14 protein-coding genes are annotated in these 17,272 nt (G+C 71.0%); 6 read left to right on the plus strand and 8 right to left on the minus strand.

The window, feature by feature from the left end; genetic code table 11:
* Positions 1 to 5: 5 nt before the first annotated feature.
* The 3 genes from G4D86_RS30155 to G4D86_RS30165 all read right to left on the minus strand — a co-directional run bounded on the left by G4D86_RS30155 (position 6) and on the right by G4D86_RS30165 (position 2,368).
* A complete protein-coding gene (locus G4D86_RS30155) occupies positions 6 to 485 on the minus strand; it encodes a GNAT family N-acetyltransferase (RefSeq protein WP_163997522.1) in 480 nt (159 codons plus the stop codon).
* Between the two features lie 8 nt (positions 486 to 493).
* Positions 494 to 2,128, minus strand: a complete 1,635-nt coding sequence (locus G4D86_RS30160) for a fumarate hydratase (RefSeq protein ID WP_163997588.1) — start codon at positions 2,126 to 2,128, stop codon at positions 494 to 496.
* Between the two features lie 120 nt (positions 2,129 to 2,248).
* The gene (locus tag G4D86_RS30165) at positions 2,249 to 2,368 is read right to left on the minus strand and encodes a rubredoxin (RefSeq protein ID WP_163997523.1); all 120 of its coding nucleotides are present in this window, start codon (positions 2,366 to 2,368) and stop codon (positions 2,249 to 2,251) included.
* 154 nt (positions 2,369 to 2,522) lie between these two features.
* On the opposite strand from G4D86_RS30165, the gene G4D86_RS30170 reads away from it, so the two are divergent.
* Together G4D86_RS30170 and G4D86_RS30175 are read left to right on the plus strand one after the other, a co-directional pair.
* The gene (locus tag G4D86_RS30170) at positions 2,523 to 3,830 is read left to right on the plus strand and encodes an OmpA family protein (protein ID WP_205519833.1); all 1,308 of its coding nucleotides are present in this window, start codon (positions 2,523 to 2,525) and stop codon (positions 3,828 to 3,830) included.
* A gap of 176 nt (positions 3,831 to 4,006) precedes the next feature.
* Positions 4,007 to 5,470 (plus strand): SPFH domain-containing protein, encoded by a 1,464-nt coding sequence (locus tag G4D86_RS30175; RefSeq protein WP_205519834.1) that lies wholly within the window; start codon positions 4,007 to 4,009, stop codon positions 5,468 to 5,470.
* Between the two features lie 13 nt (positions 5,471 to 5,483).
* Here the strand turns inward: G4D86_RS30175 and G4D86_RS30180 are convergent, their stop codons facing one another.
* Positions 5,484 to 6,533 carry a hypothetical protein gene (locus G4D86_RS30180; protein WP_163997525.1) on the minus strand — a complete coding sequence of 350 codons (1,050 nt, stop codon included), beginning with the start codon at positions 6,531 to 6,533 and terminating at the stop codon, positions 5,484 to 5,486.
* Positions 6,534 to 6,639: 106 nt separating this feature from the next.
* Between G4D86_RS30180 and G4D86_RS30185 the strand changes: the two genes are divergently transcribed.
* From G4D86_RS30185 to G4D86_RS30200, 4 genes are all read left to right on the plus strand, one after another.
* Positions 6,640 to 8,085, plus strand: a complete 1,446-nt coding sequence (locus G4D86_RS30185) for a cytochrome c peroxidase (protein WP_163997526.1) — start codon at positions 6,640 to 6,642, stop codon at positions 8,083 to 8,085.
* A gap of 71 nt (positions 8,086 to 8,156) precedes the next feature.
* Positions 8,157 to 9,539, plus strand: a complete 1,383-nt coding sequence (locus G4D86_RS30190; protein ID WP_163997527.1) for an FAD-binding oxidoreductase — start codon at positions 8,157 to 8,159, stop codon at positions 9,537 to 9,539.
* 44 nt (positions 9,540 to 9,583) lie between these two features.
* Positions 9,584 to 10,765 (plus strand): ABC transporter substrate-binding protein, encoded by a 1,182-nt coding sequence (locus tag G4D86_RS30195; RefSeq protein WP_163997528.1) that lies wholly within the window; start codon positions 9,584 to 9,586, stop codon positions 10,763 to 10,765.
* Positions 10,766 to 10,852: 87 nt separating this feature from the next.
* Positions 10,853 to 11,686 (plus strand): M57 family metalloprotease, encoded by an 834-nt coding sequence (locus tag G4D86_RS30200; protein WP_163997529.1) that lies wholly within the window; start codon positions 10,853 to 10,855, stop codon positions 11,684 to 11,686.
* Positions 11,687 to 11,699: 13 nt separating this feature from the next.
* Here the strand turns inward: G4D86_RS30200 and G4D86_RS30205 are convergent, their stop codons facing one another.
* From G4D86_RS30205 to G4D86_RS30220, 4 genes are read right to left on the minus strand one after another with little or no spacing between them, the layout of a single operon-like run.
* Positions 11,700 to 12,461 (minus strand): L,D-transpeptidase family protein, encoded by a 762-nt coding sequence (locus tag G4D86_RS30205; protein WP_163997530.1) that lies wholly within the window; start codon positions 12,459 to 12,461, stop codon positions 11,700 to 11,702.
* Positions 12,462 to 12,507: 46 nt separating this feature from the next.
* Positions 12,508 to 13,524 carry a DUF2071 domain-containing protein gene (locus G4D86_RS30210; RefSeq protein ID WP_163997531.1) on the minus strand — a complete coding sequence of 339 codons (1,017 nt, stop codon included), beginning with the start codon at positions 13,522 to 13,524 and terminating at the stop codon, positions 12,508 to 12,510.
* On the minus strand, positions 13,521 to 14,135 hold the full coding sequence (locus G4D86_RS30215) for a hypothetical protein (RefSeq protein WP_163997532.1): 615 nt from the start codon (positions 14,133 to 14,135) through the stop codon (positions 13,521 to 13,523). Before G4D86_RS30215 ends, G4D86_RS30210 begins: the two co-directional genes overlap by 4 nt.
* The gene (locus G4D86_RS30220; protein ID WP_163997533.1) at positions 14,132 to 17,272 is read right to left on the minus strand and encodes a serine/threonine-protein kinase; all 3,141 of its coding nucleotides are present in this window, start codon (positions 17,270 to 17,272) and stop codon (positions 14,132 to 14,134) included. Before G4D86_RS30220 ends, G4D86_RS30215 begins: the two co-directional genes overlap by 4 nt.

Raw genomic sequence — 17,272 nt, forward strand, 5'->3', positions numbered from 1 at the left:
AGGGCTCAGAACCGCCGCTCCATCTCGATGTCCGCGCGCGCGTAGCCCGCCTCGCGTGACACCGCTTCACCCTCGCGCACCGTGACGAAGCCGTGCTTGCGGTACAGCCCGAGCGCGGGCGCCAGCTTCGTGTTCGACACGAGGTACACCCGGCGCGCGCTCCGCTCCTTCGCGAACCGGAGCACGGCCTCCATCAACACGTCCCCCAGGCCCAGCCCTCGGGCCTCGGGGTCCACCGCCATCTTGCACAGCTCGTAGGTGTCACCGTCCTCCGGCTCGCGGCGCAGCGCGCACGTGCCCAGCACCTTCCCGTCCACGAGGGCGAAGAACACCTCGCCCCCGCCGGCCACGAAGGTGCCGTGAGGGTCCGCGAAGCTCTCCACGTCCGCGGGCTCGAGCTTGAAGTGCTGCTCGATCCACGCGCGGTTGAGCCTCGCGAAGTCCTCGCGGTAGCGCGCATCCCAGGTGACGACCTCCGTGGCCATGCCGGAGCTCAGCCCTTCTTCGCCGTCGGCTTGTTGATGTTGGCGAAGAAGTCGTTGCCCTTGTCGTCCACGACGATGAACGCGGGGAAGTCGACCACGTCGATCTTCCACACGGCCTCCATGCCCAGCTCCTGGTACTCCAGCACTTCCACCTTCTTGATGCAGTCCTGCGCCAGCCGCGCCGCCGGGCCGCCGATGGAGCCGAGGTAGAAGCCGCCGTGCTTCTTGCACGCCTCGGTGACGGCGGGTGAGCGGTTGCCCTTGGCCAGCATCACGAAGCTGCCGCCCTCGGCCTGGAACTGGTCCACGTAGGCATCCATGCGTCCCGCCGTCGTCGGGCCGAACGAGCCGGAGGCGTAGCCCTCGGGCGTCTTCGCCGGGCCGGCGTAGTAGACCATGTAGTCCTTCAGGTACTGCGGCATCCCCTGTCCGGCATCCAGGCGCTCCTTGAGCTTCGCGTGGGCGATGTCGCGCGCCACCACCATGGGGCCAGAGAGCGACAGGCGCGTCCTGATGGGGTAGCGAGACAGCTCGGCGCGAATCTCGCTCATGGGGCGGTTGAGGTCGATCTTCACCACCTCGCCGTCGAGGTCCGCCTCCGTCGTCTCGGGCAGGTACTTCGCGGGGTCCGCCTCCAGCTGCTCCAGGAAGATGCCGTCGCGCGTAATCTTCCCCAGCACCTGCCGGTCCGCCGAGCACGACACGGCGATGGCCACCGGGCAGGACGCGCCGTGGCGGGGCAGGCGGATGACGCGCACGTCGTGGCAGAAGTACTTGCCACCGAACTGCGCGCCGATGCCGGTGCGCTGGGTGAGCTTGAGCACCTCCTGCTCCAGCTCCACGTCGCGGAAGCCGCGGCCCATGGCGTTGCCCTCGCGGGGCAGCGTGTCCAGGTAGCGCGCGGAGGCGTACTTGGCGGTCTTCAGCGCGTACTCGGCGGAGGTGCCGCCCACGACGATGGCCAGGTGGTACGGCGGGCACGCGGCGGTGCCCAGCGAGCGAATCTTCGCGTCGAGGAACGCGAGCAGGCTCTGCGGGTTGAGCAGCGCCTTGGTCTCCTGGAAGAGGTAGCTCTTGTTCGCGGAGCCGCCGCCCTTGGCCATGAAGAGGAATTTGTAGGCGTCGCCCTCGGTGGCGTAGAGCTCGATCTGCGCGGGGAGGTTGTTGTTGGTGTTGACCTCCTTGTACATGTCGAGCGCCGCCATCTGCGAGTAGCGCAGGTTGGACGTGCGGTACGTGTCGAACACGCCGCGCGAAATGGCCTCCTCGTCATTGCCGGTGGTGAGGACGTACTGGCCCTTCTTGCCCATGACGATGGCGGTGCCCGTGTCCTGGCAGGAGGGCAGCACGCCGCCGGCGGCGATGTTGGCGTTCTTCAGCAGCTCCAGCGCCACGAAGCGGTCATTCGCGGACGCCTCGGGGTCCTTCAGGATGTGGGCGAGCTGCCCGAGGTGGCCGGGGCGCAGCAGGTGCGCGATGTCGCGCATGGCCTGGCGGGTCAGCAGGGTGAGCCCCTCGGGCTCGACCTGGACGAAGGTGCGGCCAGCGGCCTCGAACGTGGAGACATGGTCCTTCGTGAGGAGCTTGAAGGGCGTCTCGTCCTTGCCCAGCGGCAACATTTCCTGGAACTGGAAGTCGTTCATGGTCATAGGCGTAGCGCTGTTGGCGCGGGGTTGGGTAGCCGGAAGGCGCCTGTCGGGAGGGCCCGGCGGCCGGGGCCGAGAATCTCTCCCGATGGGAGCCAAAAGCGAGGGTGGGGGAGGTCAGTCGGACAGGGGCTCGAAGTCGGCCTTGGCGGTGCCGGGTGGGATATCCGAGGTGGGGTCGCCTTCCTCCAGGTCGTAGACGTGTCCACACGGGAGGCAGCGGTAACGCTGGGACATGTCGGCATGGTAACGCGGGGCCAGGGCGGGGAGGCGGACGGAGGGTCGGCTGGTCGTCAGCCCGGGTGGCGGACAACTCGCGATGTGGCCCGGTTGTGAGATGCTGTAGCCCCCCGTGGCTTCCTCCACCTTTCAGGCACCGCTTCTTGTCATCATGGGACTGCTCGCCGCCACCGCGCGCGCGGCCGAGCCTTCGTCCGTGGAGCAGCGGGCGCGCGAGGACCTGGACCGGCAGCTCCAGGCGCTGGTGAAGACACCTCCTCCCGAGGTGGTCATCTCCTTCGAGGGCCTTCCCGGCGCCGGCACCTCGCGCGGCTACAAGCTGGTGGAGGCGGACTTCTCCCTCAACAACCAGCCGCTGGCCGTCCCCGGGCCGGAGCAGCTCAACGCCCCGGGACAGCACCGGGTGGCGGTGGTGAAGGTGGACGAGGGCACTTTCACGCTCGTCTCGCGCGTCACGTACACCAGCGACGCGTGGAACCTCTTCAGCGAGGAGAGCGGCTTCCTCTGGAAGCTGACGGCGTCCGTCACGTTCCAGGTGCAGAAGGGCCTGCGGGTGCGCGTGAAGGTGATGCCGGGCATCAACCCCACCGCGCCGGATCCGCGGCTGAAGCTGAAGCTGTCGCATGACGTCTCGGTGGAGATGACGGCGCAGCTCGCCGACGTGGCGATTCCGGATGCGCCGGACGCGGGCTCGCCCGTGAAGGTGGCGCAGACGCCGGTGGCGCCGCCCGTCACGACGCCGGTGCAGCCCGCGTCGGGGACGCAGGCGGCCACGGCCGCCGTGGTGGTCCCTGTGTCGCAGCGTCCCGAGGCGGGGCCGGTGGCGCCCGCGAAGCTGCTCCTGAAGGTGCTGGCGGGGAAGAAGCCGGTGGCGGCGACGGTGTACGTGCGCGGCAGGGGTGCGCCGCAGCAGGTGCTCCTGGACGCGAAGGCGCGCAAGCCCACGCAGGTGATGTTGCCGCCGGGTGACTACACGGTGGACGTGCTGTCTCGGGGCTACCTGGCGCAGACGCGCAGGGTGAAGCTGTCGCGCGAGGCGGAGCCCACGTTGGCCTTCACGTTGGCGAAGGCTCCGGCGAAGAAGACGCAGCAGCCCAGCGTGAAGAACGAGCGCGTGGATCTGCCGGGTGCGCCGCGCTTCGTGGAGAAGCAGTCGGCTCCGAAGAAGGGCTCCACCAACGGGCTGGCGCTGCTGGTGGACCTGCTGGTGCGCGACGAGTCGCTGCGCCTGCGCCTGGAAGGCCACACGGACAACCAGGAGGGCCCGGGCCCGTCGCGGCAGGGGCTGTCCGAGGCCCGTGCGAAGGCGGTGGCGGAGCTGCTCGTGGCCGCGGGGCTGGATGCGTCGCGGATTGAGACGGCGGGCCTGGGCGACACGCGCCCCAAGGCACCGAACCTGATTCCGCGCGGGCGTGAGCTGAATCGCCGCGTCGAGTTCGTGCTGCTGCGCTCGAAGTAGGGCCAAGCGGTGGGGCCTTGTCGTACCAGCTTCTCCACTGCGCCTCGAGGTGCGCCGCATCGATGGTCGCAGCCTACCTGACCGGTTCATCGTCGACGCGTTCCGGTAGACTCCCGCTCCATTGAGTCCAGAGGTCGTGTGCCGAATGCGCGGCGCCACTCAGGAAGACGGGGGCCATGACCATGTCGTCGCGAGAGCCGGTGAAGAACGAGTACCTGGACCAGGTGCGGGAGCAGCAGCAGCGTCTGGAGGTGGACCTGAAGGCGCGCAAGGTGATGGCCCCCGCGCAGATGCAGCAGAACGCCCTGCCCATGCGGCGCGCCGCGGGGCCCGTGGTGGTGGAGCGGACGGGCAACGCGGTGGACGTGCGCCTCACCGGCTTCTGGCGGTGGAAGACCGTCATCGTCCCGCCGAACGCCTACGTCGTGCACACGCGCCGGGGACATGCCCAGCCGCTGCACATCGGGCTCGGGGTGTCGTTCCGGTTCGACCCGGCACGGGACTCGTTCCTCGTCGCGCCCGGCGCGATGCAGACCATCATCATCAACGCGCACTGCATCTGCCGCGAGCTGCAGGGACTGCTCGTGCAGGGCTACGTGCAGTGGATCATCGAGGACTTCGGCACCGCATACCGGAAGCTGGACTTCACGGACGCGGAGGACCCGATGCGCGTGGTGAATGTGCAGCTGCGCGAGCAGGCGGAGGCGGCCATCAAGGACAAGGTCGCCACGATGAGCATCGACGCGGTGCTGTCCGACAAGCAGCCCATCATCGAGGAGCTGACGGCGCGCCTGCGGCACGTGGCCGAGGGCGGCGGCGGCGGGGACAAGGGACTGGGGCTGCGCATCGTCACGGTGCAGATCAAGGAGGCCGTGGTCAGCTCCGCGCGCCTGTGGGAGAGCCTCCAGACGCCGTTCCGCTCCGAGCGCGAGCGCGTGGCCCGGCTGGCGTCCCTGGGGACGGAAGAGGCGCTGTCGCACCGGGAGCTGGAGGTGAAGCAGGCCCGGGAGCGCACGCGGCTGGAGAGCGATGGCGAGCTGGCCATGCTCCGAGCGCACAAGGACGCGGAGGCGTACGACCGGACACAGACCGAGCGGCTGCGCCGGCAGCAGCGAGAGGAGGAGGACGCACGGAAGCTCGCGCTGGAGCGGCAGCAGTCCGCGCTCCAGACCGCGGACCTGGAGAAGGCGCGGCTGGCGGTGGAGGCGGAGCTGACGCGGCTGAAGCAGGAGGCCGAGGCCACGAAGCTCAAGCGCGAGGTGCTCGCCCAGACAGAGGTCGCCGACGTGCAGCGCGCGGCGGGGAACCGTCAGGCGAAGGCCGAGCTGGAGATGCTGGAGACGCGGCAGCGCATCCTCAATGAGCTCACCCCGGCCAACGTGCAGGCGCGGCTGGTGGAGCTGCTGCCGGACATCGCGGAGAAGCTGCCGAAGCCCCAGGAGCTGCGCTCGGTGTCCATCGGCGGGAGCGGCGGGACGCAGGACGGGCAGGGCGTGGCCACGTTGGTGGCGCAGATGATGGCCCTGGTGAACATCCTGAAGACCGATGGCACTCCACGCGCGCCCGCGAAGGCCGTGGCGGTGAGCCAGGGCGGAGCAGAAGGGGCTGGCGCGGTCGAGGTGACGCCCGCGCCTCGCTGAGCCCTGCCGGACCTCAGTCCCTGGCGGAGACGAACCACTCCCAGTCGTCCTCCGCCAGGGGAACGGTGTTCCGCGCCCGCCACGCGAGCACCTCCGCACGCCAGGCTTCGACGCCTCCCGCGAGGGGCCATGCGCGGGTGATGGTGCCTCGCTCGGGCCAGTTGAAGCTGCGCAGCAACTGGCGATTGACGCGGTCGATGACCTCCGGCGTCGCCCCGGCGCGCAGTTGAAGCTCCGCGCCAATCAGGGCGCCTTCCTCGCGGACCTTGCTCTCGGGGCGCCGCGTCTCGATGTAGGGCCAGAGCCCCAGGAGGGGCGGCTCCCGTCCTTCGAGCAGCGCCGCATGGATGCGGTCATGCCCGTCCAGCACGAGCCACTTCGAGAGGATGTCCACGTAGAGCAGCAGTGCCGGGGGCAGCGTTCCTTCCCTCGCGTGCTTGCGCCAGCTCTTGATGCGGCCGTCCTCCGCGTCGGACGGCGGGCGCAGCGGCAGCACGACACCGGGGTTGTGTTGCGGCAGGTCTTCCCACCAGTGCTCCGCCCATGCCGGCTGGAAGCGCAGCACGGCGTTCAGTGAATGCGGCGGTGTGGGCGGTTGGCCAAACGACCATTCCATCGTGCTGACGGCATGGCGTGATGACTGGTCCGCCGGGTGGGGCCGTACGGGTCGCAAGCACCAGCGGCCCGTGTGGAGCAGCGACGCGGGAGCCTCCACGAGCACACGCGCCAGCTTCCGTGCCCAGGCTTCCCACCACGGCGGAGTCCCGGGGGCGTCCGTCACGGTGCGCACCTCGGGCGCTGACAGTGACGGCAGGCGCCATGGCGTGTGCGGCGTCCCTCGGACCAGGACGCACTGGTCCCAGTAGTCCGCGATGCGCGCCCAGAGCAGCGGCTGGCCTCCACTCAACAGCCGCAGCCGGTAGCCTGGTGCGGCCTCCAGGTGCAGGGCGGGGCGCTGCAGCCAGCGTCCCCGCGCGGGCACGTCCAGCAACAGGCCCGGGCCCGCGACGGGCAGGTGCCAGTCCTCGGTGTCGTCGACGGTGAATGAAACGCCCGGGTGCATGCGTCCTCCTCGGTTCCGGATGATGCCAGCTGGTGCCCTGCACGGTGGTGACAGTTCCCACGAACCCCGGTGTTTTCGTCCCGCCACTCACCGCGGAGACAAACCCATGGTTCGCAGGCGCTTCATTGCGTGTCTGACCGGTGCGCTCGCACTCGGCGGACCTACCGGCTGCACGGATTCGATTCAGGACGAAGCGCGGGCTCCCGAGCCCTCGGTGGAGGCCCAGGCCACGTCCGAGCTGGGCAGCACATCCGCGGGGAAGAAGCTCTTCACCGAGGCGTTCGCGAATACCAACGGACGCTCCTGCGCCACGTGCCACGTCCTCGACGCGAGCACGGCCCTCCCGCCCGCGAATGTCGAGGCGCGTCTGGCCGCCAACCCGAAGGACCCGCTATTCAACCGCATCGACGCGGACGACCCGGACGCGGCCGTCCCCACGTACGAGCACCTCCGGAAGGGGCTTGTGCGCGTGGTGCTGCCGCTTCCCGCCAACATGGATGTCATCGACGTCGACGGCCACGTCATCACCCCCGCCGACCGGAAGATCGCCGTGTGGCGCGCGGTGCCGAGCATCCAGGACACCGCCATCACCGGCGCCTTCCAGTACGACGGCCGCGAAGCCCACCTGGAAGCGCAGGCCCAGTCCGCCGTCACCAGCCACAGCCAGGGCGGCCCGGTGGCGCCGGCCCAGCTCCGCAAGCTCGCCGATTTCGAGCGGAGCGTGTTCTCGTCACCTCGCGCGTGGTTCGTCTCGCAGTGGCTCGCCGCCGGAGTTCCCCGCGCCCAGGTCCCCATTCCCGAGGACTTCATGCTGCTCGGTCCCCAGGAGCAGCGCGGCAGGAAGGTCTTCCAGGCCGCCTGCGAAGGGTGCCACGGCGGCGCCACGCTGACGGACGTCGCGCACCCGGGGCTGAATCAGCTCGCGCGACAGGGATTGCTCCTGAAGCCCGATGGCAACGTCGTGTTCACCATCGTCCCGGAGGTGGGCCCCGTTCCCGTGGCGGTGCCGCGCGCGAATGACACGTTCCTCAACGTGGGGTTCGGGTTCTTCTCCTACCTGGGACAGCTCGGACAGTTCCCCACCTACAACGCCTCTGTCGAGCTGCCCCGGTATCGCTTCCGCTTCTACACGGATGGCACGCGCCAGCAGCAGGTGACAGACCTCCCGCCCATTCCCGTGACGGCCAGCGGGGACCCGTACGATGGCAATCCGAAGCTGGACGAGAACGGCGCCCCGATTGTCGGCCCCAATTTCGCCCCGCAGTGGTTCACCACGGATGCGGGCCGCGCGCTCATCACCGGCGACCCGCTGGACTTCGAGCTCTTCGACATCCCCACGCTTCGAGGCGTCGCGGGGACGGCACCGTACTTCCACGACAACAGCCACCAGACGTTGAAGGACGTCGTGGATACCTACAGCCGGTTCGTCCTGCCCGTCGTGACTTCGCTGAACCTGCCGGCCGTCCACCCACCGGAGACTCCAGGCGGGCTCCCAGAGTCGCTCAGTCCCGCGCAGAAGGAGGACCTGCTCAGGTTCCTCGACCAACTCTAAGCGGGAAGGCTGAGCGGGAAGGCTGGGATGCGCCTCCGGGTTGAAGCACAGTGCGGCCTCGGAGGTGCACGGTGACGACCCAGGGGACAGCGGACTTGTTGCGGGAGCTGGCGGCCGTACTGCCACAGGAGTCGCTCGTCACCGACGCCGACGTGCTCGAAGCCCACCGGCGCGACCAGGCCGAGTGGGCTCCCGCCGGTACGCCCCGCGTCCTCGTCCGCCCCGCTTCCACCGCGGAAGTCCAGGCAGTGCTCCGCGTGGCCTCCGTCCTCCATGTCCCCGTGGTGCCTCGGGGCGCGGGCTCGGGCCTGTCGGGTGGGGCGAACGCGGTGGACGGCTGCATCGTCCTCTCACTCTCGCGCATGAACCGCGTGCTGGAGGTGGACCGGCGCGGCATGTTCGCCGTCGTGCAACCCGGCGCGCTCAACGCCGCGGTGAAGGCCGCCGCAGCCGAGCAGGGACTCTGGTACGCGCCCGACCCCGCGAGCTGGGAGTTCTCCTCCATCGGCGGCAACCTCGCCACCAACGCGGGCGGCCTGTGCTGTGTGAAGTACGGCGTGACAGGGGATGCCGTGCTCGGCCTGGAGGCCGTCCTCGCGGATGGCTCCGTCGTCCGCACCGGCGGGCGCACGATGAAGAGCTCCGCCGGCTATGGCCTCACCCGCCTCTTCGTCGGCTCCGAGGGCACGCTCGGCGTCATCACCGAGGCCACGCTGAAGCTCCGGCCCCGGCCGCCGAAGGCGACGACGCTCGTCGCTTCGTTCCCCACGCTCGTGGGCGCGGGCGTGGCCGTGACGGACATCATGGCGTCCACGCGTCCCTCGCTCCTGGAGTTGATGGACCGCTCCACCGTCCGCGCCGTGGAGTCCTATGGGCCCATGGGATTGGACGTCAACGCGGCGGCCCTGCTGCTGGCCCGCTCCGACGCGGGAGGAGAGCAGGGCGTCGCGGAAATCGCTCGCATGGCCTCGGCCTGTGAGGCCGCCGGGGCCACCTTCGTCGCGCAGTCCGCCGATGAAGCCGAGGGCGAGCTGCTGATGCAGGCCCGCCGGCTCGCCTATCCCGCGCTGGAGAAGCAGGGCGCCACGCTGCTCGACGACGTGGGTGTGCCGCTGTCGCGCATCACCGATCTGCTCGCGGCGGTGGAGGAGATTGCCTCGCGGCGGGGCGTGCTCATCGGCACCTTCGGCCATGCTGGCGACGGCAACATGCATCCCACCGTCGTCTTCGACCGGAGTGACTCCGTGGCCCTGGAGCGGGCCCGCGCCGCGTTCGATGACATCCTCCATGCAGCGCTCGAGCTCGGAGGCACCATCACCGGCGAGCACGGCGTCGGCGCGCTCAAGCGGCCCTTTCTCGGCGAACAGCTCGGCGCGGGTGGGCTCCACCTGCACCACGCCATCAAGCGCGCGATGGACCCACTCGGCATCCTCAACCCGGGCAAGGTGTTCTGACCTCCGCCCCCGCTCGTGCGAGAGTACGCGCCCGGAGAGTCCCCATGCCCCGTCTCGTCCCCCTCCTCGCTGCCCTCGTCCTGGGAACCCTCGCCTGTGAGCGGAAGGCCCCACCCGCCGCGCCCCCCGCTCCGGCGGCCACGTCGAAGCCCCAGGCTGCCTCGGAGACGGGGCCCATCGTCATCGGCACCCTGGGCAGCCTCACGGGCTCGGAGGCGTCGTTCGGCACCGTGGTGCGCGACGGCATCCAGTTCGCGGTGGAGGAGGCCAACGCCGCGGGCGGGGTGCTGGGACGCAAGGTGGAGCTGCGCTCCTATGACACCCAGGGCCGCATCGAGGAGTCCGTGGCCGCCGTGCAGCGCCTCCTCTCGCAGGACCGCGTGGTGCTCATCCTCGGAGACGTGACGTCCTCGGGCTCGCTCGCCATCGCGGACGCGGCGCAGGCCGCGCGGGTGCCCATGGTGACGCCCTCCGCCACGCATCCGGACGTGACGAAGAAGGGCGACTACATCTTCCGTACCTGCTTCATCGACCCGTTCCAGGGCGGCGCCATGGCGCGCTTCGCCCGGGAGAACCTGAAGCTCGACCGCGTGGCCGTGCTGCACGACGCGAAGAATGCCTCGTCGCTCGGCCTCAGCGCGGCCTTCCAGGAGGCCTTCAAGAAGCTCGGCGGAACGGTGGTCGCCGTGGAGACCTACTCCAAGGGCGACACCGACTACCGCGCGCCGCTGCTGGCCGTGAAGAAGGTGAAGCCCCAGGCGCTCTACCTCCCGGGCTTCTACAGCGAGGTGGGCGTCATCGCCCGCCAGGCGCGCGAGCTGGGCATGACGCAGCCGCTGCTCGGCGGAGACGGCTGGGAGTCGGACCGTATCTTCGAGCTGGCCGGCGGCGCGCTGGAAGGTGCGTACTACTCGTCGCACTACGCGGAGGACAACCCCGCGCCGCAGTTGCAGCGCTTCATCACCGCGTTCCGCGCCCGTTACGGCCGCTCCCCCGAGGCCGCGTCCGCGCTCGGCTATGACGCCGCCCGCGTGGCCCTCGCCGCCATCTCCAGGGCCGGCTCGCTCTCCGGGCCCGCCATCCGCGACGCGCTCGCCGCGACGAAGGACTTTCCCGGCGCCACCGGCACCCTGTCGCTGGACGCCAACCGCAACCCCGTGAAGCCGGCCGTCATCCTGACCATCCACGACGGCAAGAGGAAGTTCGCCGCTGCCGTGACTCCCTGACGGCTTCTTCTGTTTAGGCTATTCTTTCCGATTGGGCGTGGGTTCCTCGGTGGAGCCTGCCCATGACTGTTTCTGGAAAGGAAGCCCATGCGCAACATCCGCTCCATGGCGTTGCTGGCTGGTGTGTCCCTGCTGGGCTCGGCGTGCGGAAGCCCCGAAGCTGGGCCCGAGCATCCCTCCGAGGCGTCGCGGGAGGGCATGTCCTTCGACGAGTTCAAGGCGACGGCCTACGACGAGCCCGACTCGGACGTCTTCGTCGTCAACGGTGACACGGCAGTCGAAGGCGTCGACGGGCTCCGCCGGTACTACGACACGTTCGTCAACCCCGAGCTGGGCACGCACCAGGACGCGCTCGCCGCCTATTGCGACAGCACGGGCATGCCCATCAAGTGGTCCGCCACCGCCGCGCAGAACCTGACCTACTGCATCAGCACCAGCAGTTTCGGCTCCCGCTACGCCACGGTCGTGAGCGCGATGAACTCAGCGACTGCCGCCTGGGAAGCCACGGCCAACGTCAACTTCAAGCACCTGAGCCAGTTCGACAGCAACTGCACCGCGTCGCAGACCGGCGTCGTCTTCGACGTTCGCCAGACCACCGCCACTTCGTACCTGGCGCGCTCGTTCTTCCCGAACACCGCTCGCTCGGGTCGCAACGTCCTCATCAGCAGCAACGCGTTCGGAAACATCGCGCCCTTTACGTTGACCGGGGTGCTGCGGCACGAGTTGGGACACGCGCTTGGCTTCCGCCACGACTATCCGTCGGACTCCTCCTGCTACGAGGGTCCTGTCACGTGCCGGCTGACGCCCTATGACCCCAACTCCATCATGAACTATCCGCAGTGCGGTGGCGGGCAGGCGGGAGACCTCGTCCTGTCCGCGCTCGACAAGCAGGGCGCCCGGTTGCTCTACCCGTTCCCGTAGTCGGTGGTGGGCTCTACCGGCGCGCGCTGCCCGAAGTCCGGGCCGGGCGCGCCGGCTTCACCACGTAGGCTCCCGTCTTCGCATCCACCGACGTGACGGGGATGTGCCGGGCCTCCTCGAAGAGGCTGTAGGCCGGTTGGAGGCTGCGCCAGAAGGCGACGAGCGGGTCCGTGGCCGGCCGGCCCGCCTCCAGCGCCTTCAGGCCCTCGGCATCGAGCCTGCGCGGGAAGATGTGGATGGGGGCGTTGCGCTTCGTCTTCGCGCGCGTGTCCAGCACCATCAGGTACAGCTCTTCAATCGGCTCGTCCTGGATGGCGATGCAGCCGATGCTCACGCAGTTGCCGTGGACGAAGATCTGCCCGCCCGGGTCCGTGCCCGGCGGCGTGTGGCGCCTGTCCGCCGCGTTCGGATAGCTGACCCGCATGGACAGGTGGTAGTTGCTGCGCGGATTGAACAGGTCGATGTCGTAGAAGCCCTCGGGCACCTGCAGGTCTCCCTGCTGCCGTTTCGGACCGAGCTCCCCCGACGCCGCGCAGAAGGGATACGTCTTCACCTTCACCAGCGGCCCCGCCTTCGGCCCCGCCCAGACCTCCAGCTCGCGCTCGTGCTTGAAGGCGCGCACGTACAGCTGCTCCGGCGGCCAGGCCACCCCCGCGTCCTTGAACAGCGCGGCGACCACGGGCGCACGGGCCTTGCGCGCGGCGGCGACCCGGGCGTCCTCCGCGTGCGCGGAGAGCGCGGTGAACAGCAGCAGACAGGCGGCGAGAGTCCTCATGCGGCCTGGGACACCTGCGCCGCCCCATCCGTTCCCGCGACGTCGCTCAGCGTGCATGTTGCTCCCTCCGCAGCGGCCTCCAGCGGTAGGCGCACTCGGTGAGGTGCAGCACCGAGTCCAGCCTCGCGCCCGGGGCCAGCGGGCCCTCCGTGAAGTACTCGCAGTAGAGCTGGACCGGCTTGACGAAGCGCGCGTTCCACGGCTCGCGGTCGATGGTGAGCACGTAGACATACCCGTCCGCCACGCCGAGCGCGTCGTAGCACTCCACCAGCGGCTCGTGCAGGTCCTCCAGCCCCTTCCACACGCTGCCTGGGGGAGGGAGGGCGCTCGGGCGCGTGTCGAAGACACCCACCAGCTTGCCTCCGGGGAACTCCGGCTCCGGGTCCACCGCGGCGGTGAGCAAATCCCCCTCGCGCGCCATCACCATGTGCGCCTCGCCGAACTCGTGGAACTTGAACTCCTTCAGCGCGTTGCCCACGCGGCGCATCACCGGGTCGTTCGTCTCGCTGCGCACGAAGTAGCCGCCGCGCCGCCAGTCGCCCTTCGCGTTCCGGTAGCGCACCGCCGCGCGGTAGCTCACCTGGTAGAAGCACACGCCCAGGAGCGGGCTGACACCCTGCGGTCGCATGTCCCGCAAGGACGACATCAGCACCTGCACCCACGCCGTGCCGCGGAACACCTCCGGCTCCAGCGAGGCGGGCAGCAGCCGGGCCAGCCGCTCCGGCTCCACCGCGTAGTTGAGGGACACCGCCTCCACCCAGTGCGTCTGCACCTGGGTGAGCCAGGGTACCGACGGGCACTCCTCCATGCCGGGGGACGTGGGGCTCGGGTCATGCGCCCCGGCGAGCGCGGCCTCCATGTCGCGCAGCGCCTGGTGCCCCGCGGGCGTCAGGAACCACACCTCGCGTTGCGCCTGCACCAGCCCAGAGGAGGCCAGGTCCTGGATGGCCTGGCTCGGCACCTTCACCCCGGCCTCCCTCAGCCGCCGGCGCAGCTCGGCCCCGCCCAGCCCGAGCGGCTCCGCGGCGATGGCCACCAGGGCGGCGAGCAGCTCGGGATTCATACCAGCCGCGCCCCGGCGCCCCCGGCGGCCAGCCTGCGGCGTCGGGCCCGGTGCAGCGCGAAGCCTCCGCTGAACTGCGTGGCGAACCACACCGCGCCCAGGAGGCCGAAGGCGTGGTCCGGTACCTGCGTCATCCCCAGCGCGGCCAGTGCGAGGCCCGCGGCCACCGCGTACCAGACGCGGCCCATCAGTGCGCCCATCATGGCGAAGGCCGTGCCGAAGAGGACGCATGCCACCGCGGGCATGAAGAGCCTGTCCAGCCCGAGCAGCCAGTTGAGGACGGCCACCAGCAACATGCCGGCGATGAAGGTGGTCCAGATGGCCCAGATCTGCCGCTCGACGAACGAGCGCGCCCCCGCCGTCTGTCCTCGCTTGAGCACGAAGATGCTGACGATGTTGAAGGCCAGCACTCCGGCCCACAGCAGGGCATAGGGGCCGGGGGTGTGGTGTCCCGCCGTCCACAGCCAGTCCGTCGCCGCGAAGCCCGCGGCGTTGACGAAGGCATGGAGCATCCAGATGACGCCCCAGTTCTGCAGCGCCGAGTCATCCTTCGCCTGGGAGACGACGCGGCGGATGAGGTCCAGGGCCTGGTTCGCTTCTTCGCGGTTCATCGTGCGGCCGAGTGTACGCCAAGAAACGCGTCCACCTCGTCGATCGGCACGAGGCGCGGCTCGGCGGTGGGGGCCACCGCGTCGCGGACGGCGAGCGCCAGGGCCCGCGCACGGGTGGCATCACCTCCGTCCCGCCGCAGGGCTCGGGCGAGCGCGAAGCGGGTGGTGGCCAGCTCGAGCGGGCTCGCGCCGTCCTCCTCCCAGCCCGCCACGGCCTGCTCCAGCTGGACTCGCGCGCCCGCCGCGTCCCCTCGCGCCAGCAGCACCCGGCCGAGCACGGCCCGGGGCTCCGACAGCTTGGACGGCTGGGGCTCCGCCAGCTTCAGCCGCAGCTCCAGCGCCTCTCGCGCCACGCGCTCCGCCTCGGGGAGGCGGCCCCCGCCGAGCAGCGCCAGGCCCAGCGTGGAGAGGGCGCCCGCCAGCTCGTCCTGAGCCCCCAGCGTGCGCAGCATCGCAGCGGCTCGGCGCGCGGCGCTCGCGGCCGGCTCGAAGCGGCCCACGCGCAGCAACACCTCCGCCTCCTGTTGCAGCAGCTCGGCACTGCGCACGCTGTTGCGCCCGTCCGCCTCGGCCGCATCCAGCTCCCCGCGCACGGACTGCACCATGCGCAGCGCCTCGTCGGTGCGTCCCAGGTTCGTGAGCGCCAGCGCCAGCGGGCCCGCCAGCGAGGCGCGGTCCGGGTGGCCGGGCGGCCGGTGCTCCAATGCCAGCCGCCAGCCCTGCTCCAGCGTGCGCCGCGCCTGCTCGAAGTCCCCGCGGCCCAGGTGCACCGCGCCCATGTTGCCGTAGAGGCCGAGGACGTAGGGCACGGGCTGCCCGGGCCCAGAGGCTCGCTCGAACGTGGCCATGCTCTCCGCGAAGGCCGCGAGTGCCTCATCGTACCGGTGCATGGCGGCGTACGTGCCCGCGATGTTGTTGAGCGTCATCGCGACGTACGGGTGGTCCGGTCCGAAGTTGCGCACGATGAGCGTCCGGGTTCGCTGCTGGGCGGCGAGGGCTTCCTCCATCTGACCCACGCTCCGCAGCGCCGTGCCCAGCGTGAGCAGCGCGTCCACGAGGTAGGCATGTTCCTTCCCGAAGGCCCGCTCGCGCATGGCGAGGCACCTGCGCAGCAGGGGAATGGCCTCGGCCGCGCGGCCCTGGCGCACCAGCACGAGTCCCTGCTGGAAGGCCAGGTTTCCCTCCAGCCGGTCATCACCGCCGATGCGCTCCAGCAGCGACTGCGCCAGCTCCCGCCACAGCTCCGCCTGCTCCGGGCGCTCCGCCAGCTCGCCCTCCACGAAGACGAGGTTGATGAAGGCCTCCGCGGCGTGCACGTCGTCGCGGCCGGCCTGCGACGCCAGGCCCGCCCGCCGCAGGCGCACCGCCGCTTCCTTCTCCTGGCGCTGGTGCTGGAGGGAGCGCCCTTCCGTGAGCAGCGCCTCGCCGAGCAGCGGCTTGTACCCGACGGCCTCCGCCTCGGTGGCCACCGTGGCCGCAATCTCCGCGGCCTCCTTCCAGCGCCCCGCGTTGTCGCGCGCCATCGCCTCCGCCAGCCTGTCGTACGCGGCGCGGATGCGCGCGGCCTCGGGCCCCCGCGTGGGCAGCGGCAGGGGGCGGGCGAGCGCCTCCACGTCGGCGCAGTCAGACACCGGCTCCAGTCCCCGCACCGTCTGCGGCGCGCTCAGCACCGCGTCCGGGTCCGCGGCGAGGAGCAGGTCCACCGTGGCCCCCAGCTCGCGCTTGCGCCGCTCCAGGCAGTGCATGCGCAGGTCCAACGCCGCCTCGGACTGCTCGCCCCGCACCCGCGTCGCCTCGCACGCATCCTGGTGTGCGCCCGCCCAGGCAGCCGCGTACGCCTCCAGCGTCTGATGGACGGCCGTGTGCAGCGAGGCCGCGCCCGGAGCCCCCGAGCCAAGAAAGGTGCGCCGTAGCGCCGCGCCCCGTGCCGTGTCCCATGCGCCTTGAAGCCGCTGCAGGCTGTCCGTGCAGGGCTGCGGCCCGCGCGCGACGAAGACGGCGGCGATGGCGGCCGCCACGCCGATGCCCGCGCCCAGCCCTCCGGCGAACCGGGCCGCGCGCGGGGACACCGCCCGCTCCAGCGCGGTGAGGAGGGCGTCCATCGACGCGTGCCGCTCCTCCGGTACCGGGGCCAGCCCCCGCTCCACGGCGGCGTGCACCGCGCGGGGCACGGAGGCGCGCTCCTGCGCCGCGCGCTCTCCGGGGGCACCGGGCCTCGTCCCATAGAGCCCCTCGTACAGCGCCACGCAGAAGCTGTACTGGTCCGAGCGCGCGTCCACGAGCCCGCCCGCGAGCGCCTCCGGGGCGATGTAGCCCGGCGTGCCCGCCACCGACGTGGCCACGCCCGCCTTGCCGCTGCTCCGGCCGCTGCCAGGGGGGCCCGAGGAGGCGAGCGCGGGCTCCGTCGACGAGGCGAAGCGCGCCAGCCCGAAGTCCGTCACCCGCGCCCGTCCCGCACGGTCCATCAGGACGTTGTCCGGCTTGAAGTCGCGGTGGACGACGCCTGCCGCATGCGCGGCCGCCAGCCCCCGTCCGGCCTGGAGGTACAGGCGCACCACCTCGCGCCAGCCCGGGCGGCGGGCGGAGAGGTGCTGGCGCAGCGTGCCCCCGTCCACCAATTCCAGGGCGATGAAGACGAGGTTGCCGACGACGCCCACGTCATGCACGGCGACGACATGCGGGTGCTGGGTGCGCGCCGCCGCACGGGCCTCGTCCAGCAGCCGCTCGGTGGCGCCCTCCACCCCGGACGCGGCCTGCACGAGCTTCAGGCCGATGCGCCGGTCGATGCTCGGGTCATACGCCGCGTACACCACGCCCATGCCCCCGGCGCCGAGCCGCTCGAGCACCACGTAGCGCCCCAGCAGCGTGCCCCGCTCCAGCGCGCGCGGGCGCAGTGCGGAGGAGACACGGGTGTCCTCGACGACGGTGGTGACGGCCTGGGTGGGCACCGCCGCCGACCCGCCTCCGGACGCGGCCGGGGCCCGGGCCTGGAGGAAGCCTGCGAGCAGCTCGCGGCAGGACGCGCAGCCATCCACATGGGCCTCGGCGCTCACGCGCAGGGACTCCGGCGCCACGCCGTCGGCCAGGTCGAGCAGTTGCGTCTCGTCGAGGCAGCCGGAGAGGGGAGGCGGGCTCAT

It is taken from the genome of Pyxidicoccus caerfyrddinensis (genome assembly GCF_010894405.1).
GTDB lineage: Bacteria > Myxococcota > Myxococcia > Myxococcales > Myxococcaceae > Myxococcus > Myxococcus caerfyrddinensis.